Origin of the sequence: Fusobacterium ulcerans (assembly GCF_003019675.1) — a bacterium.
Classification (GTDB): domain Bacteria; phylum Fusobacteriota; class Fusobacteriia; order Fusobacteriales; family Fusobacteriaceae; genus Fusobacterium_A; species Fusobacterium_A ulcerans.
On the sequence record NZ_CP028105.1, the window covers coordinates 400,729 to 419,791 of the forward strand.

The following is a 19,063-nucleotide window of genomic DNA, read 5'->3' on the forward strand; positions in this document are numbered from 1 at the left end:
TCAATCACTTCCCACTTACTTTAATTACCTCTGCTACTGCATAGACACTAAATTCTTCTAACCCTTGCGCACTCCTTGTTAATTCTACTACTCTATATGTTCCAGGATAATATTTACTGTCTATCTCTAAAATAGCATCTTCTACTATGTCTGGTATCATAAGAGTTTCTATCAAATATCTTTCTTTTTTTGTTTTATCCTCTATTTTTTCTATATTTATAAGCCCTTCTGCTGCCCCTATTCGAACAGCTTTCGAATAAGCTTTAGAAGGTGCTTTGAAATAAATTCTTTTTTCATCAAAATTCACTTTAGCTCCTGTATCTCTTCCAAGTACTTCTATTACTTTACTAAGTCTATTAGAAAAAATTTTTCCTCCAGGATATGGATCATCTTTTGGTAGATCCATTATTTCTATGGTATACGGAGTTATACTGTTTAATGTCTTCAATATTTCACTAGGTCTTATATTGGCTTTGAATTGTACATTAATGGCTGTATTAGTAAAAGCAACATTGCTTGGAGTGGCTATTATCCTAGTTACAAAGTCTTCTTGTTCTCTGTAGGTATTTACTTTATCTACAATTCCATTGAAAGATACTTTATTATAATTTTTATAACCATCTTTTACAGTGCATAGCAGCCCTTTTTTTATTTTCTCTTTGGTAGTTTCTGAAAGATTATAAAGAAAAATAACAGCTTGATTAGTCTTTGTATCATTTGTTTTTGTTATTTCAAAGTCTATATCTATATCTTGATATTTGAATAACATATCTCCAATTTTTACCTCTCTTACCTGCTGCCATAATTCATGCTTCATTTTTCTTCCTCTCCTATTAAAAACATCTTGTAATCTTTATTAAAATTTTCTGGTGTTATTTTGTCATTTTCTTCTGCAAATTCATTTACTTTTATAACCCTCAACTGCTGTCCCCAATCTGTTTTACGCTTATTCATATCAAGATAATCTATGTTAGGAACTAGCTTTGTATGCCCTAGCACCCTCTCTCCTGTATCTTCTAGTATTCCCATGTATATATACCCATCAAATGTATTATAGAGAAAATCCAACTTAAATTTTTCTCCCTGTACATCTACTTCTAAATGGTTTGTTTTCAATTCTTTTAAGTCTATTTCTACTATTTTCACTTAGAAAGTCCTCCTATCCAGTCCCAACCTGCCTTAATTATTGTACTTCCCCTCTCTTTTTCTTTTGGAGTAGGATCCTTAACCTCTGCTGTTTTCACTATTTTATCCCCTCCACTTCCAGTCTTAGTACTTACTTTTTCTGTTGCTTCTATTTCTATCTCTGCTGTTTTTATTATCTTTAAAGAAATATCATATGTAAGTCCTGTAGCCTGTTCAGAGCTTTCTGTTTCTTTTATATTTGTTATAATTACATGATCATAATAGTCCCTTCCTGAATAATCAAATTCTGTGTATTCTCCACTATTAGCAAGTTTTTTTAAATTTATTCTATTTGTAAGATACTCAAAAGAATTATCTACAACTGTTATATCAAGAAGCAAACATTCAGATCTTGTGCTATCTGAAATATTAAAACCCTTTTCTACTCTTCTGTTTGTGCTGGATATCTTTGTAGTCTCACTTTTACTTGATATTACTTCCAGTTCTATTCCACCTAGTGTAGATTTTGCTTTAAATAAGTCTGGAAATTCTTTTTCAGCAGCCTTTTTTAATATATCAGATATCCTAAACATTCAAGCCTCCTCCATATGTATTTTTTAATTTAGCTACTACCTCTTCTTCATTGTTTCTGTTCACTTTTTTCATTGCTTCTTCTAGTTCTGTTTGACTTAGTCTACTACCTTCTATTTTAGTATTATTTTTCTGTTCAATTTTAATATTTACTACTGTTTCTTTTTTTTCATAGTTATTTTTTAATCCTGCTTCTAGAGATATTGGCTTTAATTTAGGGATATCTATATTTTGTTTTTCTAGTAAATATTTCTTTTGGATCTCTTGTTCTAAAAAATCATTTTTTTTAGGAATAGGTAAAAATGAATTATTTAATAAAGGCTTATTGTAATCTATTCCATCTGCTCCTATTGGAACTTTTTCTGGTAAAACTGGTAAAGATGATACTCCTCTTTTAGAATCTATGAATTTTGTTAAATATTCTTGGTTATTATCCCATCTTTCTATACCTTTATTCAGCCCCTTTTTTGCAAGACTGTAGTCCCCTGTTATAAGTCCTTTACCTAGTCCTGCTATTATTGTAAGTCCATCTCCTACCAGTCCTATACTTGCCTGTAAATTTTGTAAAAATGCTGCTACCCAGCCTCCTTCATCAAATGCCTTCCACAGCTCTTTTACATCTTTTTTAAATCCTTCAAAATTATAGTCATAGTCAAGATAGTTCATAAGTGCATTAAAGGCATCTTCTGTCACAGATTTTTGCCCGTTAAAAGCTCCTATTATATCTGCAATAACAAGCCCTGCTGCTGCAACTGGAAAAGTTGTTATAGCTAAAAATCCCCCTATAAGCTTTATTGTAGTTTTCACATCTTCTGGCATATCTGAAAAGGCTTTGTATATCCCTTTTGCTGTTCCTACTGCCCCTTCTCTGAGTAGCTCCAATGTATCCAATCCTGCCATTATAAATTTTTCTGCTCCATCTAGATTATCTCCTAAAAAAGCAAACCATTCATATCTAGACTTTCTTAATCTAAACCCTACATTTTCATATACATCTCCAATTCTATTTTGAACTTGTACTATTTTTCCTTCTGGTGTATCTGCAAAGGCTTTATTTTGCTCTCCTACATTCATTGTTACTGCTTCTACAAGTGCTGCAACCTTTTGTTCTGGTGTTCCCACTTTTATAAGCTTTTCCTGCTGTTCTGTCAAAGAAATACCAGCCTTTAAAAGCATTCCTGTTTGTCCTTGTAATCCTTTTGCTAACATATTAGCAACTCCTACAGCATCTTGTCCTGTTCCCTTTAGTCCTTTTTGCTGTACTATTATATTTTGCATAGCTGGCATTAATGCTTTCAAAGATTTTTCTGTAAGGTTGAAAGTTGCTAACTGCTGTGCTCCTGCTAATGTTACTTCATCTCCTACAACTCCTAAACCTTGTAGTTCACTTGCATAAGCTTTTATATTTTCTATCTGCTCTTCCCTAAATCCTTGTGCTTTCATGGTAGAATACAACTTAGTTTCCTGTTCCATCTGATATTGTGCTGCTTGAATAGACTTGTTATATTCTCCCATCAATTTAGTTACAGAAAAAATTCCAGCTCCCATTTTTAGAAAGGTAGAAGCAGAAAGACTTTCCATACCTAAAAAACCTTTTTTTCCTTTATCTATTTCATCTTCAAGTTTTTTAAATCCATCGCCTTTCAAGTAGCTCATTATGTCTACTGCTAGCTTTCTTACTGCTTCCATCTACCTCTCCTTAATTAAAATTCTTTCTGTAACTAATTATTCTTTCTGCTGTGCTTATAAGCTCTCTATAAGTCATTTTTTCTGCTTTTTCAAAATCTCTTAAAAATCCCCCTACTAAACATATAAGTTCTTGTATTGGTTCATTAAATCGTTCTACTTCATAATCTCCTATTTTTTTATCTAAGCTATTACAAGCTACGAAAGATATTTCTTATAGTCAATAAATGTCCTATATCACCGACTTGTTTAAATATTTCTGCTCCCATATCTCTTAATTTAGAATATTTAAAACTATTAATATCCTTTTTTACTGCTTTTATAAAAGCTTCTGCTACATAAGCTGTATTGCTCTCTTCATTTTCTCCATAAATAGACCTAAATAGTTTAAAAGCTCTTCTTAAATCTTTTTTTCCATCCCTCATTAAAGAAAGTTCCATGCCTTCACAAACTACCACTTCTGGAATATTTAATATATCTTCTAGTGGTAAATTTGTTTCCGCTGGATATTTTAAAATTTCTTGACAGTATTCTACTAAGTCATTTTTATTTCCAAACTTTCTTTCTAGATCTAAAGTAAAAGATGCTGGTTGTTCCATAATTGTTACTTGTTTTCCATTTATTTCTACTATTTCTTTTCTCATTTCTTATATTCCTCCTGCTAGTAATAGAGCAAATGATGGTATTAAGTTTACAGCTCTTATTGTATAATCTCTTGTTCCTGCATTTGCACCTAAATTTAAGTCTGGTATTTTTGTAAAATATGCTTTACTTGATACATTCCCCACATCTCCAGAAAAATTCTTGTCTATATGTGCAAGTAAGAACTGTTCTCCTGAATATGCTGCTGTTTGTAATACTGCATTAAGTGGAGATGATTGTAATATTTTTACTGTTACAATAGCATTTCTATTGTGGTTTTCAGATGTTGTCCCTGCTCCATCTGTTCCTGTTATTTCTGTTCTAAAATCTTGCTCATAGGCAATAGTTGCCTTTGTATCATTTCCATAATCTTTTAAAGCATATGGAATTCCCCCTATTGTAAGTACAATGTCATGCTTCTTGACATCATAATTATAATTATTTGACATTTTCTATCCTCCCTATACTGCAAAGTATATATCTTCATTTATTTCTTTAGTTCCATATCTGTATTTAATCTGTATTTTCACGCCAAAAAGAACACCATTTAAAACATCATTATCTGGTATTTCTTCCAGTGGTGGAAAAGAAATAACTGTTTTTCCTGCTCTTAATGCTCCTGAATTTTCAAATTGTGTAGTCCGTTTCAAAATAGTTGTTTTTAATGGACTTAAATCATCATAAGAAGGTTTTGGAGTATTTATAAGGTATGCTGTCATATCCTCTTCTAGCCTAAATTTTAAAGCATACAGGCAATGTATAAAGTCTATTGGATCTCCTGTTACTGTTTGTCCCTCTGCTAAAATTATCTGCCCTTTTGCTCTAGCAAAATAAGAGCTTTTAGCTTTTTTTACAGTTGCTTGCTCTGCTCCACTTAGTCCTCCATCTATTCCACCATTCATTACTTTATTGGCTATAAGAATAGCTCCAGGACTTTGTGGTATTGCATATCCTGCAACAATAGCATCTGCTTCATTTTGATTTTTAGAAATTATTATTGCTGTCCCCTGTGTTGTTATCCCTGCCATTTTATTTATAAACGCTTCATTTATTTCTGTCTCTTTAGCTGGTGTCCAAAATAGCATCTTTTGTCTAGCTGCTAATTCTTTAGACATTAAAGTTACTTTATCTATATCTATTTCATCTGTGACTGTTCCAAACCAATCATTTGAAAGACTATTAAATAATTCTGCATAGTCCTCTGCCCCATCTTCTTGTTTTCTACCAAAAATTAAAATTTGTTTTGCTCCTGCTGCAAAGCTATCCCTTACTTTTGTATATAATAATTCTGTAGTTTCTAGTCCTTCCACATCTTTTATACTTGTTATTAATTGCTCTTTTACATCTTTTTTAGTAGTAAAAGCTCCTATTATATTTACTGTAGCCTGATCTATCACGCTCGGTTTATGCACATTAAGAAATACAAGTACTTTTTCTGCTCCTCTAATTATTTCAGACATTTACTATCCCCCTTATCTTTAAAATTACTTTTTTTACTAATGGAACTTTTGCTATACTTGAACTTTGTATTCTTACAGATATATCAATAATATTTTTTTCTGTATAACCTGCTGGAAGTGCTGTAGATATATCTATTATGCTTCCAACATTTTCTAGTACATATTTCAAGCCGTTTCTAGCTATCCACCAATTCTGCCCCTGCATATGTTCAAAAAACTTTCTAGCCTCTTGAACATGTTTCGAATTCCCTATGAATACAAATGAAATTGTATTTCTATATATATTAATTTGTTCATATACTCTATTATCTTTTTCATCATGTGTCTTTGTGTATTTCTCTATTATTTCACTTGTTAAGGTTCTACTAACACATCTTTCTTTTTTTAGATCACTTGCATTCATATACTGCAAATCAGAACTTGAAAATACTTGTACTCCAGTAATTTCCTGTATCTTTTCTAAAAAGTCTACTTCTATATCTCTTCTATTCATCTGTTTTCTCCAAAGTAAATTCTTTAAAATCTGCTCTTATTCTTGGCAATATTTCAGATACTTTATATTTTATATCTTCTATATACACATAATCTCCATGTTTTAGCGGATATATTTTTAAAATTTTTCCACACATCTGACCAGTTATTGTGCCTCCATTTGTATCTGGATTATATCCCCTTAAAGTCTTTTTATATATAAACATAGGGTACTCTTCTGTTATTTCTTCTCCTTTTGGATTTTTAAGATCCCCTTTTATTTTCTTTAGAACTTTATAGTTTTCTAGTTCTCCATCTTCTATAAAATCATTTAATTTATATTCCATTTCTACCACTCTATCCTATATACAATGCTAGTTAATAAAGCTTTAGTATCAATAAGAGGTTTATCAGATCCTTTTCTTTTTATTGTACTTTCTGCAAGTTCTGCAAACTCTCCATTTTCAATTACTTCTTTTATCTTCTGTACCATATACTTTCCTAGTTCATGCCCTAAAGCTTCCGCTGTTCCATTTCCTGTAATTATTAAATCTACCCTTTTTTCATAAAGCTTTTTCAATTTTTCAATATTGGTATCAAATCCTGTTCTGAAATAGGGACGAGCTGGATAATTTACATTAAATTCATCTGCTCCAAACTCCATCCATATTGCTACTTTTTCTACTTTTTCTCCAGTAGAATAAATTTTATCTGGATCAATTTCTACAATAACTTTCATATTTCCAAGTTTTTCTAATTCTTCTTTTATCTTATTAAAACCAAAATCTTCATCTTTAAACATTAATAACTCTTCCTTTCAAATCTTTTTAATGTTTGTGCAGCCTGTGAATTACAAAAATTTACAAGTCCAATTTTTTTAGTTTTATCATAGCTTACAGACATGTCTCCAATAGATTTAGAAGTTATTCCATTAAGCATCTGTGCCTGCTCCTCTTCTTTTCCACTAGCTATACTGTAGGCTTCTAGCATTTGTGCCATTTTTATTAAAAAAGGAACTTCCTGTTCTCCTCTGCGAGGGAAGACTTTTTCGCCTTCCCCCTTAAACCTAACAGGGATCTGCTCTATTTTGTCAAAGGCACGATACAAAGCTTTAGTTAGTTTTTCATCACTTAGACTTTTAATATCGTATCTTTCAGAAAGCCACTCCTTAGCTTCTTCTAATGTCACATACCCTATCATTTTATTTCTCCTCTTCTATAATTTCTTCTTTGACTTCTTTTATGCTTGGATTTCTTAATAATTCTTTACAAAGTAAAGTATCTGGTACATCTGCTCTACCTTCTGCAAAAACTATTTCCTTGCCTTTTACAGTTACTGTTACATTCTTATATTTTTCATGTTTTAATATCATTTTATACCCCCAAATTTACAATTTTCCCTTGTTCATGCACTCCTCTTACCTCTAGTGTAAGTTCTCCTAATATAAGTCCTTTTGTGTTGTCACCAGTTTTCCCCATATATTCGTGAAATAAATCTCTATTTATCAAAGGTCTTATTTCACAATTTTCATGATTTACCAATAACATTTCATTATCTGGTAAATTTGGTGTCATTATAAGCGGAACTATTCCATAGCTTGTATAGACTTCTTTTACGACCGCTCCAAGTGTAGAGCTTGTTTGCTCTTTTACAATATATTTTTCTATCTCTTTGTTGAGGTTTGATTGTTGTTTAGGTGGAATATAGAAAGCATAATATCCATTTTGTAAATCTCCCCCCACTAAATAGGCTTTTTTCAATAGTGCTTCTAGCTTTTCGATTGATATTTTTTCGTTATTAGCATCTACAATTTGCCCTTTATCCAATATAGTTCTTATTCCATCCATACCTCTATTTTTCCCAGTTGCAAATTTTTTCCCTGCTACTATTGCTTTTTCTACCTTTCCTACTGCTTTATCCATCTTTCTTGTCATTTCTAAAGAATAAGGATCTAGTCCTTCTCCTGATGGAACTGTTAAAGCTTGTGCTGTTCCTGAAATAGAAATTTCTTCCCTTATAATTTGCGTATAATTAGTGAAATTTTCTCCTGGCTTATATGATGCTCCTAATAAATCTGCTCCCTCTTCTATATTGTCATTTATAAAGTAGGCTGGTACATTAATAGCATGTGCTGCTGCTACTGTTCCTAACTGTCCTCTTACTACAGTCAAAGTTTTACCTGCTATACTTTGTACTAATATAACCTCTTCATCTATTCTCATATATGAATTTATTGGGAAAACTGTTGGATCTGCTACATCTATATTTGTATCTGATACTCCTACTGCTACTGTTATAACTGTTTCTGTTCCTTCACAACTATAATCTACCCATGAAGCTGTTGTAGCTTGTATTGGTCTTACTTTTCCTAGTGCTATCAAATTCAAATAAAATGGTGCTTTGTTAGGATTTATATATTTTAGTCCTGGACTTAGCTCCTCTTTTAATCCTACTATTCTGTCTGTTGTTGTTATTGTTCCTGGCATTTCTCATCACTCCCTATTATTTATTTAATTTTGCTAATTGTATTTCTAATGCTATTAGTTTGGTTCTAGTCTCTGTAGACTTAGGTAATTTAGAAAGTCTTTCTATTTCATTTTTTATCTTTTCTACTTCTCCATCTGGCTCTGTCCTTGCTGGTGGTGGCGGTGTTTGTTTTGGATCTGTTATGAATAAATCTGGATATGTTGCTTTTAGTGTTGTCAGCTGCTCTTCTAGCCCCTCCAGCTTATTTTCTCCAAATGTTATTTTTCCCATATCCAATTTACTTGTAAGAAGTTCTGGATATTTTATTCCACTTAAAGCCCCTGCTACTGCTACTTTTTTATACTTTTCTGTTTCTGTAGCAAGCATTATAGGCTTATCTAAAAGCTCTTCTACTTTTTCTTTTACTCCTAATTTCTCCCCTAAATAGCTTGTTACTGCTGTTCTTGTAAGTTTAGTTTTAAATTCTGTGTTGCCTTCTATAAACTTATTCACTCCCTCTTCTGTTATTGGTGTTGGTTCTGCTGCTGGAATAAGATTATGTGTTGTAAGCTCTTGTCTTCCTTCCTCTGTTTTTAGATATGCTATATCTTCTGGTTTTAATGGCATTATTTTTCCCTCCCTTTGCTAGTAATAGGCTCTGCCCAACAACGGCAGCCATAGTCTTCTCCTGGAAGAAGCCCATCACTTACTTTATATTTTTTTCCATTTCTTTCTAAATGGCTTTCTCTAGTTCTTCCATCTTGCATAGAACGCCATATATATTCTTCTATGTCGTTTTCTATCCAAAGATCTTTCAAATTTGTTGCTTGTAAGTTTCCTGTTTCATTTCTTGCCCAAAGCTCATTTCTTCTGTTAATCCACTCTTTTAAACCAGATAAACTTTTTTGATCTGGGACAATTCCTTTTTCTAGGTCTTCAAGCATCATTTTTATTTTTAAGTTAGGATTAGGAATTTTCTTTACTTCATGTATAAGTTTTTTTAAATCTCCTTTTCCTATTTTTCCTATTTCAAGCTTATTGAAACGGTATCCTACAGACTTATTAAGAATGTTATATGTTTTTATTACTTCATTTTCTCTATTCTTTAGCAACTGTTCTGGTATTATCTTTTCTAGTTTTTCTAGTAATAAATAATTTTTTCTTATCCATTTCTTTGCCCCTGTTAGATCACTTCTTGCCACTTCTTCTTTACTCAAAGTTTTCCAACTATCAAAAGTTTGGTTAGCTTGTTCTATTGCAAGTTTTTTTATTTTTTCTAAAAATTCTTTTTTATCTTTATTACTAAGCTTTACCCGCCCCGCTTCCCCTAACATCTCCTTATGTTTTTTTAAAAGCTTATCTGTATAGAATTTGAAGGTTTTTTTTAATTTCTTTTCAATTTCTTTTGGATACATTATTCATCATCCTCATTTAGCCCAAACTCTTCTATTAACTTGTCTACCTGCTCTTGTATAGACTTATCTAATTTTCCTTCTGTATCTATTTGTTTTAATTTTTCCAACAAGTCTAATAGCTTTGTTCTATATGCTAGATCAGATTTTATTCTTTCCAGTTCCTCTTCTGTTGTTATTTCTGTAAGGTTTATATAGTCTACTGCTGCTTCTAAACTCATTATTCCAGCAGTTATTGCAGTATTTGCTATATTCACTTTTTCAGCCGTTGAAAGGCTTATTATTTCCTTACATTGCAAAGTAAAATCTAAACTTTCTTCTTTTCCTAAATAAGCATAACCCCACTTTACAATTTTTTCATATGCTCTTATTATTTTATTTCTTTTTGTTTCTACTGCTGCCAGAGTTCTTTCCATACTCCTGATTTTACTTTCTCCAGAAGCAGCACCATTTTTATCTATTCCAAACGCCTGCTCATTTGTTCCAGTCGCTTGGTAAATTTGATACATATAATTGTCTCTTTGTATTTTCCATTCTGCCGTTTTAGTTTCCAATACAACTTGCTTAAGCTCTTTATCTCCATCTCCTACTATTGCTGTTCTATCTTTTAAATTTATACAGTAATCGCCAGTTTCTGGATCTGTCTCTAACATACTTTCTGGCACTTGTAAAAGTGGATTTGCTACTTTGTCAAAGGCTTGACTTGTCAAGGTGTCTCCTATTAATAGTTCTCTATTTATAACTATCAAATCTGGTAAATAATCTGTTTGTCTACTTATATTATCTACCTCTGCTACTTGCCAGCCTTTGTATTTATCTATATATCCTTTCCCATCTACTTTCATTCCATAGCTTTCTAAACTTTCTGGACATGGTATCTCCTCTACAGCATCTTTACCTATTGTAAAAAACCTGTATTCTGTACTTCCTTCTTTATATATTTCACATTTAAGTGTACTTTTTTTAGAATCTTCTTCAAAGAATACATAGGCTTCTGCTAGATCAGGATTTAAAATATTAGGAATTTTAAAATAATTTACTGGTGGAACTATGAAAAAACTTAATTTATTATTTATCATCGTTCCTCTAATTAAAAGTCTTCCTGCATAACTTTGTATTGCTATCGCCTCTGATAATTCGTCTTGAAAGTCTATTAATTCTAAAAATTCCCTCTTATCTTCATCCACTCCTAATGTAGGAGGCTTATTTGCTGCAAGTTCTACAAATAACTTTGTTACTGCTCCTAAGATGTTGTTTCCAACTATCAAATTATCAAATTTTTTGGACTTCCATTTCATCTTGTTTCCATCAATATAGAATTCTCTATAATTGTTTCTATCATCTAGTAATCCCATATATTCAAGTTTTACTCTTCTTAAAACATCTTTATAGAAAACCTCTATGCTCTTCCCTTCATAGAGTTTTTTATTTGTTTCATAATTTTCATATATTTCACTTTTTTTTAACCCTTTTAATCCTTCTATTATCCCTTTCATTTTTCCACCTTGTAAAACTTATTTTTAAGCCTTCCATCTTTTTCTTAACCTATTTATCGTAAAAATGTTTATGAGTAGTTTCGAAGGCTTGTCGAAGGCTCGTAGCTATATTTAAAAACCTTTCGGTCTTATTATTTTATTGTTTCTTGTTTTTCTGTGTCTTTTCATATCTGCTTCCAGTGCATAACGAGCCTCATCGATTGTGTGGTTATTTCTATCCTCCAATCTTGGAAGTGGTTCTCCCCACCTATCTGTTGCATAATCTATCTGCTCAAATTCTCTGGCTGTATTTGGTGTTCTTTCTGGATCAATTACAATAGTTATTTCAGATAACCATTTTTCTCCATATTCAACACTACCCTTTCCCTTTTTAGCAGATACTGCTCTTACTCCATAACTTCTCATTTCTGCAATACTTTTAGGTTCAGCACTATCACAAGTTATTATTTCTCTATATTTCTTTTTGTTTATATATGTTGCCAGTTCTCTATTACTCTTTTGTATCCCATAAAATTCATCTACTGCATAAAGTATCCTACGCATTGAATCCCAATGCCAACGACCAAATGCTACAGGATCAACTCCATACCCCCAGTCAATTCCGTTTCTGAAGTTATCAAAACTTCTAATTTCTTGATCTGTTATCTTTCTTAATATTAAATTTGGAAATGGTATAATCCCCTGCCCCACAACCTCTCCTAAAAATTCTCCTCTATATGTTGTAGGATCTTTTTCTTTGGTTGCTTGTGCATCTTCCTTAAACTCTGTAGATATATATGGATTATCTAAATAAGTCGAATGATGTACAAATGTATTTTGAGGCTTTGTTGAAAAACTATATTTTTGATTTACCCAATGTTGCTTCTCTCTAGGTGGATTGTAAGAAAAGAAACCTCTATATTTCATCTTTTTTATTTTTTTCTCTCCAAGCATATTAGTATATTCATATTCTTTTAAATTTTCTCTAAGAATAGACTTTATAGCTGTTTCCACTTCCTTTTCATTTTTGAACTCTGCTAATTCCTCAAACCACCAAGCACCTATTGGAAAATTTGCTGTTACAATAGATTTTGTTTTTTCTGCTTTATCTAGCCCTCTAAAAATAAATTGATTTCCTCTTTCTTTGTAAATTATTTCTAGTGGGGAGGTTTTAAAAACAAAAAATTCTTCTATTCCTAAAAGCTGTATAGCTTTTTTTATTTGCTCATATACAGATGTTTCTAAATTATCCTTTATCTTTCTAAAGCAAATTATATTTATTGGTTCACTTATGAGTGTAAGAACTAACATAAGAGCTATATGTGTAGACTTAGCAGAGCCTCTTCCACCTTTTAAAACATAACGAAGATAATCAAAGTTCTTCCATGCTACCCACACTTCCCAAAATTTAGGAATTATCACTTTTGATAGTTTCTTTTTCTCCCTCTTCAACAAGGTATTTGTGTTCAATGTCATCAATTAACAGTACCCCCCAGCTTTTATCTGTATCTCCTTCTAATAGCCCTGCTTTTTCTCTTGTAGACTTAGCAGACATCTTTTCCAATATATTTATTACCTTACAAAGTGAATCAGCTGTTTTAGAATCTAGTAGCTTGTTTGGATCTGATAATACTTCTATTAAAAGTTTTTTATGGCTTTCATCTATCATTTCCACCATGTCATCTGTTGTAAATTCTGCCAATTCCTTGCTTTTTTTAAATTCCATTTTTGGATCTTTTATCCATCTGTAAATATTAGAAATATTTATTCCAGTTTCTTTTGCTATTTGCTTTGCTGTTTTTCCTTCTATATACAATTTCTTTACTTTTCTTTGCTCTAGTGTTAGTTCCACTCTTCCCCTCCTTCTCCTCTATACATAGCAATCATAGCAGAGTTTTTTAATTTAATTTGGGATGCTTGGGATATTTGGGAAAAGTACAAAAAATACAATAAAAAAAGAAGATCTATATTTAAATCTTCTTTAAAAAATTTTGTTTATTTTAATTCTAAAATATTATATAATCTATGTATTAAAATGAATTAAAAGGGGATTATTTATGAAAAAAATATTAATTTTATTTTTCTTTATCTGTACCAGCATAGCCTTTGCAAAGTATGAAGATGTATATAATGTAAAAATAGAAAAGGAAGAAAATAAGGTTTCTTACAAGATGAACACTAATTCTTCCTATTCTGAATGTGAATATGGTGTTTCTTATGCTCCCAGTAAAGAAAAGGCTAAAGAAGTCTTTGAACAAATACCTACTTTTTTTTCAAAGTACTCTATGGAAAAAAATAAGAAAAATTTAGATGTTATAGAACATAAAATATTTTCAAATTCTGGAGTTTTTATCTTCAGTACTCTAGATGGGGTTGATAAAAAATCTACTTATTATCTTGTCGTTTTTTGGGCAAAGGCAGAAATTAGAATGTTTGGCTTTACTAAAGTTTCAGAAGCAGAAAAATTTTTTAAATACTTAGATATTAATAATCTTTTTTCCTCTTCTGCAGAAAGCCTTTACATAAAATCAACAATCTTGAAAGCTAAATATTAAATATATAAAAAGTGGTCTTAGAACAATCTTCTTTGACCACTTTCTTTTTTATCTTGGTATATACTTTTAAATGTTGTATTCTCTTCAAAGAGTTCTAGACTTCCTTTGTCAATCATCCAGCTTCCCTTACTCTTGCCATTTCCCCTGCTATATCTTCCACCTAGTCTTCCATCTCTACACATATTATATACAGTCTCCAAGCTAACATTTAATCTTTTTGCTGCTTGTGTTGCTGTTAGCCATATTATTTTCATCTAATCACCTCTATAAAAATGTTCTACCATATATAATATCATTTTTTTCATAAAATCATTGGTTAAATTTTTTTATAAAGTTTAAAGTCTTTATTTTATATAAAAATAGACTTGTTATTTTAACAAACAAAACCATTCTAATCTGTCTGTTAATTTTCCAAAAGTTTGGAATTTATAAGTTTTCTCTGAAAATTCTGCATTTTTAAAATTTTTCTCTATAAGTTTTTTAAGATTATTTTCTGCACTTCCAAATATTAGGAATACATTATTTTTATTTAGATTATTTTCTATAAACTTTATTAGTCTATCATCATCTTCTAATCCCCACTCTTTTCCTCCGTCTCCTGCATATCCATACCCAACAAAATTTTGTTCTTTATCTAGTTTTGTCTTTTGGATATATGGAGGATCTAAAAATATAAAGCTATCTTTATATTCCCAAGTTTCATCAAATTCTTTAAAGTGTACCTTTATTTTTTTAATTCCTTCAATGTACCCCTTAAATTTCTCTGCCTTTGCTATGCTATAGAAAGTATTGGAAAGACTTTCCCCTTTTCCACCAAACCCCATTAATGCTTTTAGAATTTCCTTTTCATCTTCAGAAAATTCTTTATTTTCTACATTGTTATCTATCTTTTTACCACAACAAGGGCAAACATTCTGGAATATACTTTTAAATTTAATGTTTATTTTATCAAATTTTTTTCTATCTTTGTCATATAAGATCCTTGCACTTTTAAAATCTATCTTGCCACATATATGTGTCAATGCCCTTTCGTACAATCTTTTAACATCCTTGTGTTTTACAAAAGCCTCTATTTTACTATCTTTGACATTTGTTTCTACATTTAACTCTGGGAATTCTTCCTTTAAATTTACTGGTACTTCCATAGCTCCAGCAAATAGATCTATGAAGTCCTCTTTTTTATTTTCTTCAAAAATTTTCTTTATTTCTTTGTAAAATCTTCCTTTGCTTCCCATATATGGGAATGGAACTTTGATTCTGCTCATCTTCCAACTCCTATTTTATATATTTGATAATGCAGTTTTTATTAAAAGGCTGAACTGCTAACAGCCAAGTAGAGAGCCTGTCATATCTGCTCACTCTCTCTACACAGTTTAAGGACTTCACATATAAAGCTCCTATCCCAGACAGGCGTATTTTATACTTTCTCTGCGAACCGTCGTATACAACAATCATACTAAAGTTTTCAAATTTTATTTGGGATGCTTGGGATACTTTGTAAAAATCCAAAAAATACAATAAAAAAACCAGCCCTATTTAAAAAGTGACTGGTCTTTATATTCCTTTTTTAGTTCTTTAGTTTTTACAGAATAAACTTTATAGAATGTTGCTTTAGATATCTTTAATCTTTCATAAATTACTTTATTCTTTACAGCATAGTTATTTCTCACTATTTCATCTATCTTTTTGAAATTTTCTTCCTGATCCTTTGTGCATTTACTGTAAGTGGTGCTTTTTCTTTGCCTTGTATTTTTCAATTTTTTTATTAATTTTTTTGTTCTGTAGATATTATGGATAGTAAATATTCCCTTTCATCTTCTGTTATATTTACTCTCATTTTTTACCTTCTTTTTAATTTTATTTATTCCACTATTTTTTATAAAATGTACTCCACTAGCAGTTATATTATATATTTTTGCTAACTCTTGTTCTGTATATTCTTCAAAATAGAGCAACTTTATTATTGTTGCCTCTCTTTTGGTACAATATTTTTTTATTAACTGCTCTAGGTATTCTCTATTGACAATTTGTTCTATTGCTACTGTTCCTGCATCTGTACCTAGAAATTCCCAACTTCTCTTATTTTGCAAGCTTATTTTTGCATACGTTGACCTCTCTATGCCTCTTAAAGTGCTTTCAGAGATCTGTAATTTTTTTAAAACTTCTTTCTTTGGAAGTAAAGGATCATTTTTTATAAGTTTTTCATACTTCTTTCTTCTCTCTATAAAAGAAGTATTTCCATCATAGTTTTCTTTATCTCTAGTTCTGTTTATTCTCTGTTTTATCCAAAAGTAACAGTAAGTAGAAAATTTTATTCCGTTGTTTTTATAGTTTCTTATCCCTTCAATCACTCCAAATATAGCAGATTGGAAACAGTCTTCACTTCCATTGCCATATCTATTGTTTAAGTGTGTTATATACCTTAAATAACCCACTATAATTTTGTTTCTGGCTTCTATGTCACCTTCTTGTGCAAGAGGCAGAAGCTCTTGCACTTCTACCTCTGTTATTGCTGGATACTCTCTATACATGTTTCTAGTCTTCATAAGACTTCCTTTTATGTCCAGTTAGATAATATTTTATTTTCCTCTTCCTGAATAAAAAGTTCCATATTTTCTTAAACATTGTTATCAGCCCCTTCATATAGCTAATTTACTTCGTACTAGTTTTTCTCTTATATTGTAAATCTTTGCTTTTAATTCTCTAGAAGTAGCCAGCAGATGTTCATGTTCTGCTTCCAGTATCTTTTTTTCTGCTCTCAATCTATTTAATTTACTCTCCAGCTCTTCTATTTCACTATTTTTTAACTTTATTTCATTTTTAGACAAGGCTATTTTTGCTCCAGAGGTTAACTCCCAATTTTCTTCCTCTTCTAAAGCTCTTTTAAGAGCATTCTTAAAACCCATGTATATTTCTTTATTACCTTTCTCATCTAACTCAAAATCTATCTTATAGCATGTTACTATATTGTTATCTGCTACAATATACGTCATCATCTTTTCTTCATTTACATAAAACTCTGCTTTTCTATGTTTATCATAACTAGCTGTTGTTATATATTCAGATCTTGCAAATTCCTCTTTTATTAATTTTTCTATTTCTATAACCTTCTCTTCATTGTTATTTCGCCAGATATCAAAGGTTCTCTCTGTTATTATCTGTCCACTATATACTCTGGCTGCATACCTCATAATTGCATGTCTTGTTACATTCACATTCTTTTTTTCTTCCATATTTTTTATTCCCCTCTTGTATAATATTTCTACTCAATTACTACTTTGTATTTATATCTATAAGGGTATTGCTTCCTGCTCCATTTACTTGTGGAAGCTTTCCATCCCATTTTTCAATAGTTAATTTTTTTAATAATAATGGTGACAATGATTCGGCTTCCACTTGGTTAGCTTTTGCTTGAAGTTCTTTTTCTTTTAATTGATATTCTGCTAATTTAACTTTATTTTCTGCCTCTACTCTAAATTTTTCTTGTTCAAACCTGCTTCTTTCTACTGTTTGTTCTGCTACCTTTTTTGCCTCTATTGCTTTTTCATATTCCATTGAAAAATCGTGGTTTACTATGGACACATTTGATACTGCCAAGCCATACTCTTCAAAGTCATCTTTCAAATCTTGAAAGATCATTCTACTTAATTCTTGTCTTTTAGAAACAAATTCTTCAATAGTGTATTTACTAATAGATGCTTGAACTACTTCTTTTGTTCTTGGAATTATGAAATTTGTTTCATGTAAACCCCTAAATCTTCTATATAATTTCTCTGGATCACTTATTGAACTCTGAACTGTTAGATCAAGTATAATTGACTGCATATCTTTAGTACTCACAGACATTTGATTAAAATCATATATTTGATCTCTTACTACCATTGTTTTTTTAGCTTGTACAATTGGAATTTTAAAATTCAACCCTTCAGTGTCAATCCTTGAAATTTTACCCCAGTTAGAAATAATGGCTACTTCTCCTGTTTTTACACTATAACAAGACATTAATAAACTTATAAATGTCAATACCACTCCTGCTACTATTCCTGCTCTTATCAATCTTTTTTTCATTTTGTTCCTCCTTCTTATTATTTACTTATTGTATATATTGCAAATACTATTATTCCTATAATTCCATGTGCTGCCATTAGTAAAAAAATTGTACTTGTTTTTACTTTCACATCTGTTAAAAACTTTAATATTATAAGTACCTTTGTTGCTAAATCTAACATTTTCACAAATTCTTCTATTAACCACATTTTTTCTATTTTTACCCTCTCCTTAAGTTAAAATAAATTTATCTTCATCTTTTTTGATTAGTCCTTTGTCTTCTAAATTCTTACAATACTCAACCACTTGATGCAGTTGAAAGCCTATTCCTAAAATTCCACACATTTCTTTTATTGTATAACTTCCATTTACAAGAGAAATTAGTGTATATACAATAACTTCCCTCTTTTGTAGTTTTAATCCTTCTATTTTTTCTTTATCAAGAGTTACTATTCTATTTTTCATTAATTTTCACTCCTTTTTAGTCATTAAATTTATTTGCATATTGTTCAAATTCCTCATTTCTCTTCAATAACATTACTTTACTTGCACATGTTCCTACTGTTCTCCCTAAACATAAAGCAATATCCTTACTTCTCATTCCTTTATGTCTTCTTTCCCACATTCCACATAGATATATTAAGTCTTTTACTGTCCATGCTTTAAAATGGTTATAATGTAATTCTGGAGTGTATACCAATCTATGATTTGATTTTGTATAGGTGTAGCCGTCTTTCTCATATCTCTCTGTCATTTTATCTCCTCCATTATTTCTACGATTTCATTTTTCTCAAATATTTCTCCCAGTGTCTCAAAACCATTACTACATCTTGTAGATTTTAAGATTCCAAGTGTTATCACAAGGTCTAGGCATTGTTTTTCTATTTTTAAACTATTTTTAAAGTTTAAACTAGGTATAGGAGCAATTGTTTCTTCCAGCTTCTTCATTTTCTCCAAAACTTCTCGGATCACTTTTTCTTCTATTTTATCTTTTACTTTAAAAAATACCTCTTCTTTTCTTAATTCAAGCTCTTTTTCTATTTTAGTCATTAGCTTCTCCTCATCTTCTTTTATGTATATAGCCAGTGCTATAAAAGCACCAGCTATAATTATTAATAAGTATTCCATAATAT

Annotated in this window: 29 protein-coding genes; 1 reads left to right on the forward strand and 28 read right to left on the reverse strand. The window is 30.7% G+C overall.

What is annotated here, in order from left to right; all coding sequences use genetic code 11:
* Positions 1 to 4: 4 nt before the first annotated feature.
* From C4N20_RS01885 to C4N20_RS01965, 18 genes are all read right to left on the reverse strand, one after another.
* Positions 5 to 817 carry a hypothetical protein gene (locus tag C4N20_RS01885; RefSeq protein WP_005981445.1) on the reverse strand — a complete coding sequence of 271 codons (813 nt, stop codon included), beginning with the start codon at positions 815 to 817 and terminating at the stop codon, positions 5 to 7.
* Positions 814 to 1,146 carry a phage baseplate plug family protein gene (locus C4N20_RS01890; RefSeq protein WP_005981442.1) on the reverse strand — a complete coding sequence of 111 codons (333 nt, stop codon included), beginning with the start codon at positions 1,144 to 1,146 and terminating at the stop codon, positions 814 to 816. Before C4N20_RS01890 ends, C4N20_RS01885 begins: the two co-directional genes overlap by 4 nt.
* Positions 1,143 to 1,718 carry a phage baseplate protein gene (locus tag C4N20_RS01895; RefSeq protein ID WP_005981440.1) on the reverse strand — a complete coding sequence of 192 codons (576 nt, stop codon included), beginning with the start codon at positions 1,716 to 1,718 and terminating at the stop codon, positions 1,143 to 1,145. Before C4N20_RS01895 ends, C4N20_RS01890 begins: the two co-directional genes overlap by 4 nt.
* On the reverse strand, positions 1,711 to 3,405 hold the full coding sequence (locus C4N20_RS01900) for a hypothetical protein (protein WP_005981438.1): 1,695 nt from the start codon (positions 3,403 to 3,405) through the stop codon (positions 1,711 to 1,713). Before C4N20_RS01900 ends, C4N20_RS01895 begins: the two co-directional genes overlap by 8 nt.
* A 188-nt stretch (positions 3,406 to 3,593) precedes the next feature.
* A complete protein-coding gene (locus C4N20_RS01905) occupies positions 3,594 to 4,046 on the reverse strand; it encodes a hypothetical protein (protein ID WP_005981435.1) in 453 nt (150 codons plus the stop codon).
* 3 nt (positions 4,047 to 4,049) lie between these two features.
* Positions 4,050 to 4,493 carry a phage structural protein gene (locus C4N20_RS01910; RefSeq protein WP_005981433.1) on the reverse strand — a complete coding sequence of 148 codons (444 nt, stop codon included), beginning with the start codon at positions 4,491 to 4,493 and terminating at the stop codon, positions 4,050 to 4,052.
* 12 nt (positions 4,494 to 4,505) lie between these two features.
* Positions 4,506 to 5,504: a hypothetical protein gene (locus tag C4N20_RS01915; RefSeq protein WP_005981432.1), complete on the reverse strand. Its 999-nt coding sequence runs from the start codon at positions 5,502 to 5,504 to the stop codon at positions 4,506 to 4,508.
* Entirely contained in the window at positions 5,497 to 5,997 is a 501-nt protein-coding gene (locus tag C4N20_RS01920) for a hypothetical protein (RefSeq protein WP_005981431.1), read from the reverse strand. The genes C4N20_RS01915 and C4N20_RS01920 overlap by 8 nt, the downstream gene beginning before the upstream one ends.
* Positions 5,990 to 6,322, reverse strand: coding sequence for a hypothetical protein (locus C4N20_RS01925; RefSeq protein ID WP_005981429.1), 333 nt, complete (start codon positions 6,320 to 6,322; stop codon positions 5,990 to 5,992). Before C4N20_RS01925 ends, C4N20_RS01920 begins: the two co-directional genes overlap by 8 nt.
* A gap of 2 nt (positions 6,323 to 6,324) precedes the next feature.
* Positions 6,325 to 6,777 (reverse strand): hypothetical protein, encoded by a 453-nt coding sequence (locus C4N20_RS01930; RefSeq protein WP_005981426.1) that lies wholly within the window; start codon positions 6,775 to 6,777, stop codon positions 6,325 to 6,327.
* Positions 6,777 to 7,175, reverse strand: a complete 399-nt coding sequence (locus tag C4N20_RS01935; RefSeq protein ID WP_005981425.1) for a DnaT-like ssDNA-binding protein — start codon at positions 7,173 to 7,175, stop codon at positions 6,777 to 6,779. The genes C4N20_RS01930 and C4N20_RS01935 overlap by 1 nt, the downstream gene beginning before the upstream one ends.
* A 1-nt stretch (position 7,176) precedes the next feature.
* Positions 7,177 to 7,347 carry a hypothetical protein gene (locus C4N20_RS16450; protein WP_005981423.1) on the reverse strand — a complete coding sequence of 57 codons (171 nt, stop codon included), beginning with the start codon at positions 7,345 to 7,347 and terminating at the stop codon, positions 7,177 to 7,179.
* A 1-nt stretch (position 7,348) separates the two neighbouring features.
* Complete coding sequence (locus C4N20_RS01940; protein WP_005981421.1) at positions 7,349 to 8,461, reverse strand: SU10 major capsid protein; 1,113 nt, start codon at positions 8,459 to 8,461, stop codon at positions 7,349 to 7,351.
* Positions 8,462 to 8,477: 16 nt separating this feature from the next.
* Complete coding sequence (locus C4N20_RS01945; RefSeq protein ID WP_005981419.1) at positions 8,478 to 9,068, reverse strand: phage scaffolding protein; 591 nt, start codon at positions 9,066 to 9,068, stop codon at positions 8,478 to 8,480.
* On the reverse strand, positions 9,068 to 9,856 hold the full coding sequence (locus C4N20_RS01950) for a minor capsid protein (protein WP_005981417.1): 789 nt from the start codon (positions 9,854 to 9,856) through the stop codon (positions 9,068 to 9,070). Before C4N20_RS01950 ends, C4N20_RS01945 begins: the two co-directional genes overlap by 1 nt.
* Positions 9,856 to 11,349 (reverse strand): hypothetical protein, encoded by a 1,494-nt coding sequence (locus C4N20_RS01955; protein ID WP_005981415.1) that lies wholly within the window; start codon positions 11,347 to 11,349, stop codon positions 9,856 to 9,858. Before C4N20_RS01955 ends, C4N20_RS01950 begins: the two co-directional genes overlap by 1 nt.
* 111 nt (positions 11,350 to 11,460) lie before the next feature.
* Entirely contained in the window at positions 11,461 to 12,804 is a 1,344-nt protein-coding gene (locus C4N20_RS01960) for a PBSX family phage terminase large subunit (protein WP_040490877.1), read from the reverse strand.
* Entirely contained in the window at positions 12,737 to 13,180 is a 444-nt protein-coding gene (locus C4N20_RS01965; RefSeq protein ID WP_005981411.1) for a helix-turn-helix domain-containing protein, read from the reverse strand. Before C4N20_RS01965 ends, C4N20_RS01960 begins: the two co-directional genes overlap by 68 nt.
* A gap of 205 nt (positions 13,181 to 13,385) precedes the next feature.
* On the opposite strand from C4N20_RS01965, the gene C4N20_RS01970 reads away from it, so the two are divergent.
* Positions 13,386 to 13,883, forward strand: a complete 498-nt coding sequence (locus C4N20_RS01970; RefSeq protein ID WP_005981409.1) for a hypothetical protein — start codon at positions 13,386 to 13,388, stop codon at positions 13,881 to 13,883.
* A 17-nt stretch (positions 13,884 to 13,900) separates the two neighbouring features.
* On the opposite strand, the gene C4N20_RS01975 is transcribed toward C4N20_RS01970, so the two are convergent.
* The 10 genes from C4N20_RS01975 to C4N20_RS02010 all read right to left on the reverse strand — a co-directional run bounded on the left by C4N20_RS01975 (position 13,901) and on the right by C4N20_RS02010 (position 19,058).
* Entirely contained in the window at positions 13,901 to 14,137 is a 237-nt protein-coding gene (locus C4N20_RS01975) for a helix-turn-helix domain-containing protein (protein ID WP_005981407.1), read from the reverse strand.
* 114 nt (positions 14,138 to 14,251) lie between these two features.
* Positions 14,252 to 15,148 (reverse strand): DNA adenine methylase, encoded by an 897-nt coding sequence (locus C4N20_RS01980; RefSeq protein WP_005981405.1) that lies wholly within the window; start codon positions 15,146 to 15,148, stop codon positions 14,252 to 14,254.
* 267 nt (positions 15,149 to 15,415) lie between these two features.
* Positions 15,416 to 15,553 carry a hypothetical protein gene (locus tag C4N20_RS16455; RefSeq protein ID WP_167537218.1) on the reverse strand — a complete coding sequence of 46 codons (138 nt, stop codon included), beginning with the start codon at positions 15,551 to 15,553 and terminating at the stop codon, positions 15,416 to 15,418.
* A 141-nt stretch (positions 15,554 to 15,694) separates the two neighbouring features.
* Entirely contained in the window at positions 15,695 to 16,429 is a 735-nt protein-coding gene (locus tag C4N20_RS01985; RefSeq protein WP_005981403.1) for a sigma-70 family RNA polymerase sigma factor, read from the reverse strand.
* A gap of 93 nt (positions 16,430 to 16,522) precedes the next feature.
* Positions 16,523 to 17,116 (reverse strand): hypothetical protein, encoded by a 594-nt coding sequence (locus C4N20_RS01990; protein WP_005981401.1) that lies wholly within the window; start codon positions 17,114 to 17,116, stop codon positions 16,523 to 16,525.
* Positions 17,117 to 17,156: 40 nt separating this feature from the next.
* Positions 17,157 to 17,951 (reverse strand): prohibitin family protein, encoded by a 795-nt coding sequence (locus tag C4N20_RS01995; RefSeq protein ID WP_005981399.1) that lies wholly within the window; start codon positions 17,949 to 17,951, stop codon positions 17,157 to 17,159.
* A 17-nt stretch (positions 17,952 to 17,968) separates the two neighbouring features.
* Positions 17,969 to 18,118 (reverse strand): hypothetical protein, encoded by a 150-nt coding sequence (locus C4N20_RS16460; RefSeq protein ID WP_167537217.1) that lies wholly within the window; start codon positions 18,116 to 18,118, stop codon positions 17,969 to 17,971.
* A gap of 43 nt (positions 18,119 to 18,161) precedes the next feature.
* A complete protein-coding gene (locus C4N20_RS02000) occupies positions 18,162 to 18,395 on the reverse strand; it encodes a hypothetical protein (RefSeq protein ID WP_005981395.1) in 234 nt (77 codons plus the stop codon).
* A gap of 16 nt (positions 18,396 to 18,411) precedes the next feature.
* Positions 18,412 to 18,684, reverse strand: coding sequence for a hypothetical protein (locus C4N20_RS02005; protein WP_005981393.1), 273 nt, complete (start codon positions 18,682 to 18,684; stop codon positions 18,412 to 18,414).
* Positions 18,681 to 19,058 (reverse strand): hypothetical protein, encoded by a 378-nt coding sequence (locus C4N20_RS02010; protein WP_005981391.1) that lies wholly within the window; start codon positions 19,056 to 19,058, stop codon positions 18,681 to 18,683. The genes C4N20_RS02005 and C4N20_RS02010 overlap by 4 nt, the downstream gene beginning before the upstream one ends.
* Positions 19,059 to 19,063 lie beyond the last annotated feature (5 nt).

Excerpts from the sequence above, each read along its gene's own strand:
- C4N20_RS01885 (WP_005981445.1), bottom strand. The coding sequence starts at position 817 with ATGAAGCATGAATTATGGCAGCAGGTAAGAGAGGTAAAAATTGGAGAT.
- C4N20_RS01895 (WP_005981440.1), bottom strand. The coding sequence starts at position 1,718 with ATGTTTAGGATATCTGATATATTAAAAAAGGCTGCTGAAAAAGAATTT.
- C4N20_RS01900 (WP_005981438.1), bottom strand. The coding sequence starts at position 3,405 with ATGGAAGCAGTAAGAAAGCTAGCAGTAGACATAATGAGCTACTTGAAA.
- C4N20_RS01905 (WP_005981435.1), bottom strand. The coding sequence starts at position 4,046 with ATGAGAAAAGAAATAGTAGAAATAAATGGAAAACAAGTAACAATTATG.
- C4N20_RS01910 (WP_005981433.1), bottom strand. The coding sequence starts at position 4,493 with ATGTCAAATAATTATAATTATGATGTCAAGAAGCATGACATTGTACTT.
- C4N20_RS01915 (WP_005981432.1), bottom strand. The coding sequence starts at position 5,504 with ATGTCTGAAATAATTAGAGGAGCAGAAAAAGTACTTGTATTTCTTAAT.
- C4N20_RS01920 (WP_005981431.1), bottom strand. The coding sequence starts at position 5,997 with ATGAATAGAAGAGATATAGAAGTAGACTTTTTAGAAAAGATACAGGAA.
- C4N20_RS01925 (WP_005981429.1), bottom strand. The coding sequence starts at position 6,322 with ATGGAATATAAATTAAATGATTTTATAGAAGATGGAGAACTAGAAAAC.
- C4N20_RS01930 (WP_005981426.1), bottom strand. The coding sequence starts at position 6,777 with ATGTTTAAAGATGAAGATTTTGGTTTTAATAAGATAAAAGAAGAATTA.
- C4N20_RS01935 (WP_005981425.1), bottom strand. The coding sequence starts at position 7,175 with ATGATAGGGTATGTGACATTAGAAGAAGCTAAGGAGTGGCTTTCTGAA.
- C4N20_RS16450 (WP_005981423.1), bottom strand. The coding sequence starts at position 7,347 with ATGATATTAAAACATGAAAAATATAAGAATGTAACAGTAACTGTAAAA.
- C4N20_RS01940 (WP_005981421.1), bottom strand. The coding sequence starts at position 8,461 with ATGCCAGGAACAATAACAACAACAGACAGAATAGTAGGATTAAAAGAG.
- C4N20_RS01945 (WP_005981419.1), bottom strand. The coding sequence starts at position 9,068 with ATGCCATTAAAACCAGAAGATATAGCATATCTAAAAACAGAGGAAGGA.
- C4N20_RS01950 (WP_005981417.1), bottom strand. The coding sequence starts at position 9,856 with ATGTATCCAAAAGAAATTGAAAAGAAATTAAAAAAAACCTTCAAATTC.
- C4N20_RS01955 (WP_005981415.1), bottom strand. The coding sequence starts at position 11,349 with ATGAAAGGGATAATAGAAGGATTAAAAGGGTTAAAAAAAAGTGAAATA.
- C4N20_RS01960 (WP_040490877.1), bottom strand. The coding sequence starts at position 12,804 with ATGACATTGAACACAAATACCTTGTTGAAGAGGGAGAAAAAGAAACTA.
- C4N20_RS01970 (WP_005981409.1), top strand. The coding sequence starts at position 13,386 with ATGAAAAAAATATTAATTTTATTTTTCTTTATCTGTACCAGCATAGCC.
- C4N20_RS01975 (WP_005981407.1), bottom strand. The coding sequence starts at position 14,137 with ATGAAAATAATATGGCTAACAGCAACACAAGCAGCAAAAAGATTAAAT.
- C4N20_RS01980 (WP_005981405.1), bottom strand. The coding sequence starts at position 15,148 with ATGAGCAGAATCAAAGTTCCATTCCCATATATGGGAAGCAAAGGAAGA.
- C4N20_RS01985 (WP_005981403.1), bottom strand. The coding sequence starts at position 16,429 with ATGAAGACTAGAAACATGTATAGAGAGTATCCAGCAATAACAGAGGTA.
- C4N20_RS01990 (WP_005981401.1), bottom strand. The coding sequence starts at position 17,116 with ATGGAAGAAAAAAAGAATGTGAATGTAACAAGACATGCAATTATGAGG.
- C4N20_RS01995 (WP_005981399.1), bottom strand. The coding sequence starts at position 17,951 with ATGAAAAAAAGATTGATAAGAGCAGGAATAGTAGCAGGAGTGGTATTG.
- C4N20_RS02000 (WP_005981395.1), bottom strand. The coding sequence starts at position 18,395 with ATGAAAAATAGAATAGTAACTCTTGATAAAGAAAAAATAGAAGGATTA.
- C4N20_RS02005 (WP_005981393.1), bottom strand. The coding sequence starts at position 18,684 with ATGACAGAGAGATATGAGAAAGACGGCTACACCTATACAAAATCAAAT.
- C4N20_RS02010 (WP_005981391.1), bottom strand. The coding sequence starts at position 19,058 with ATGGAATACTTATTAATAATTATAGCTGGTGCTTTTATAGCACTGGCT.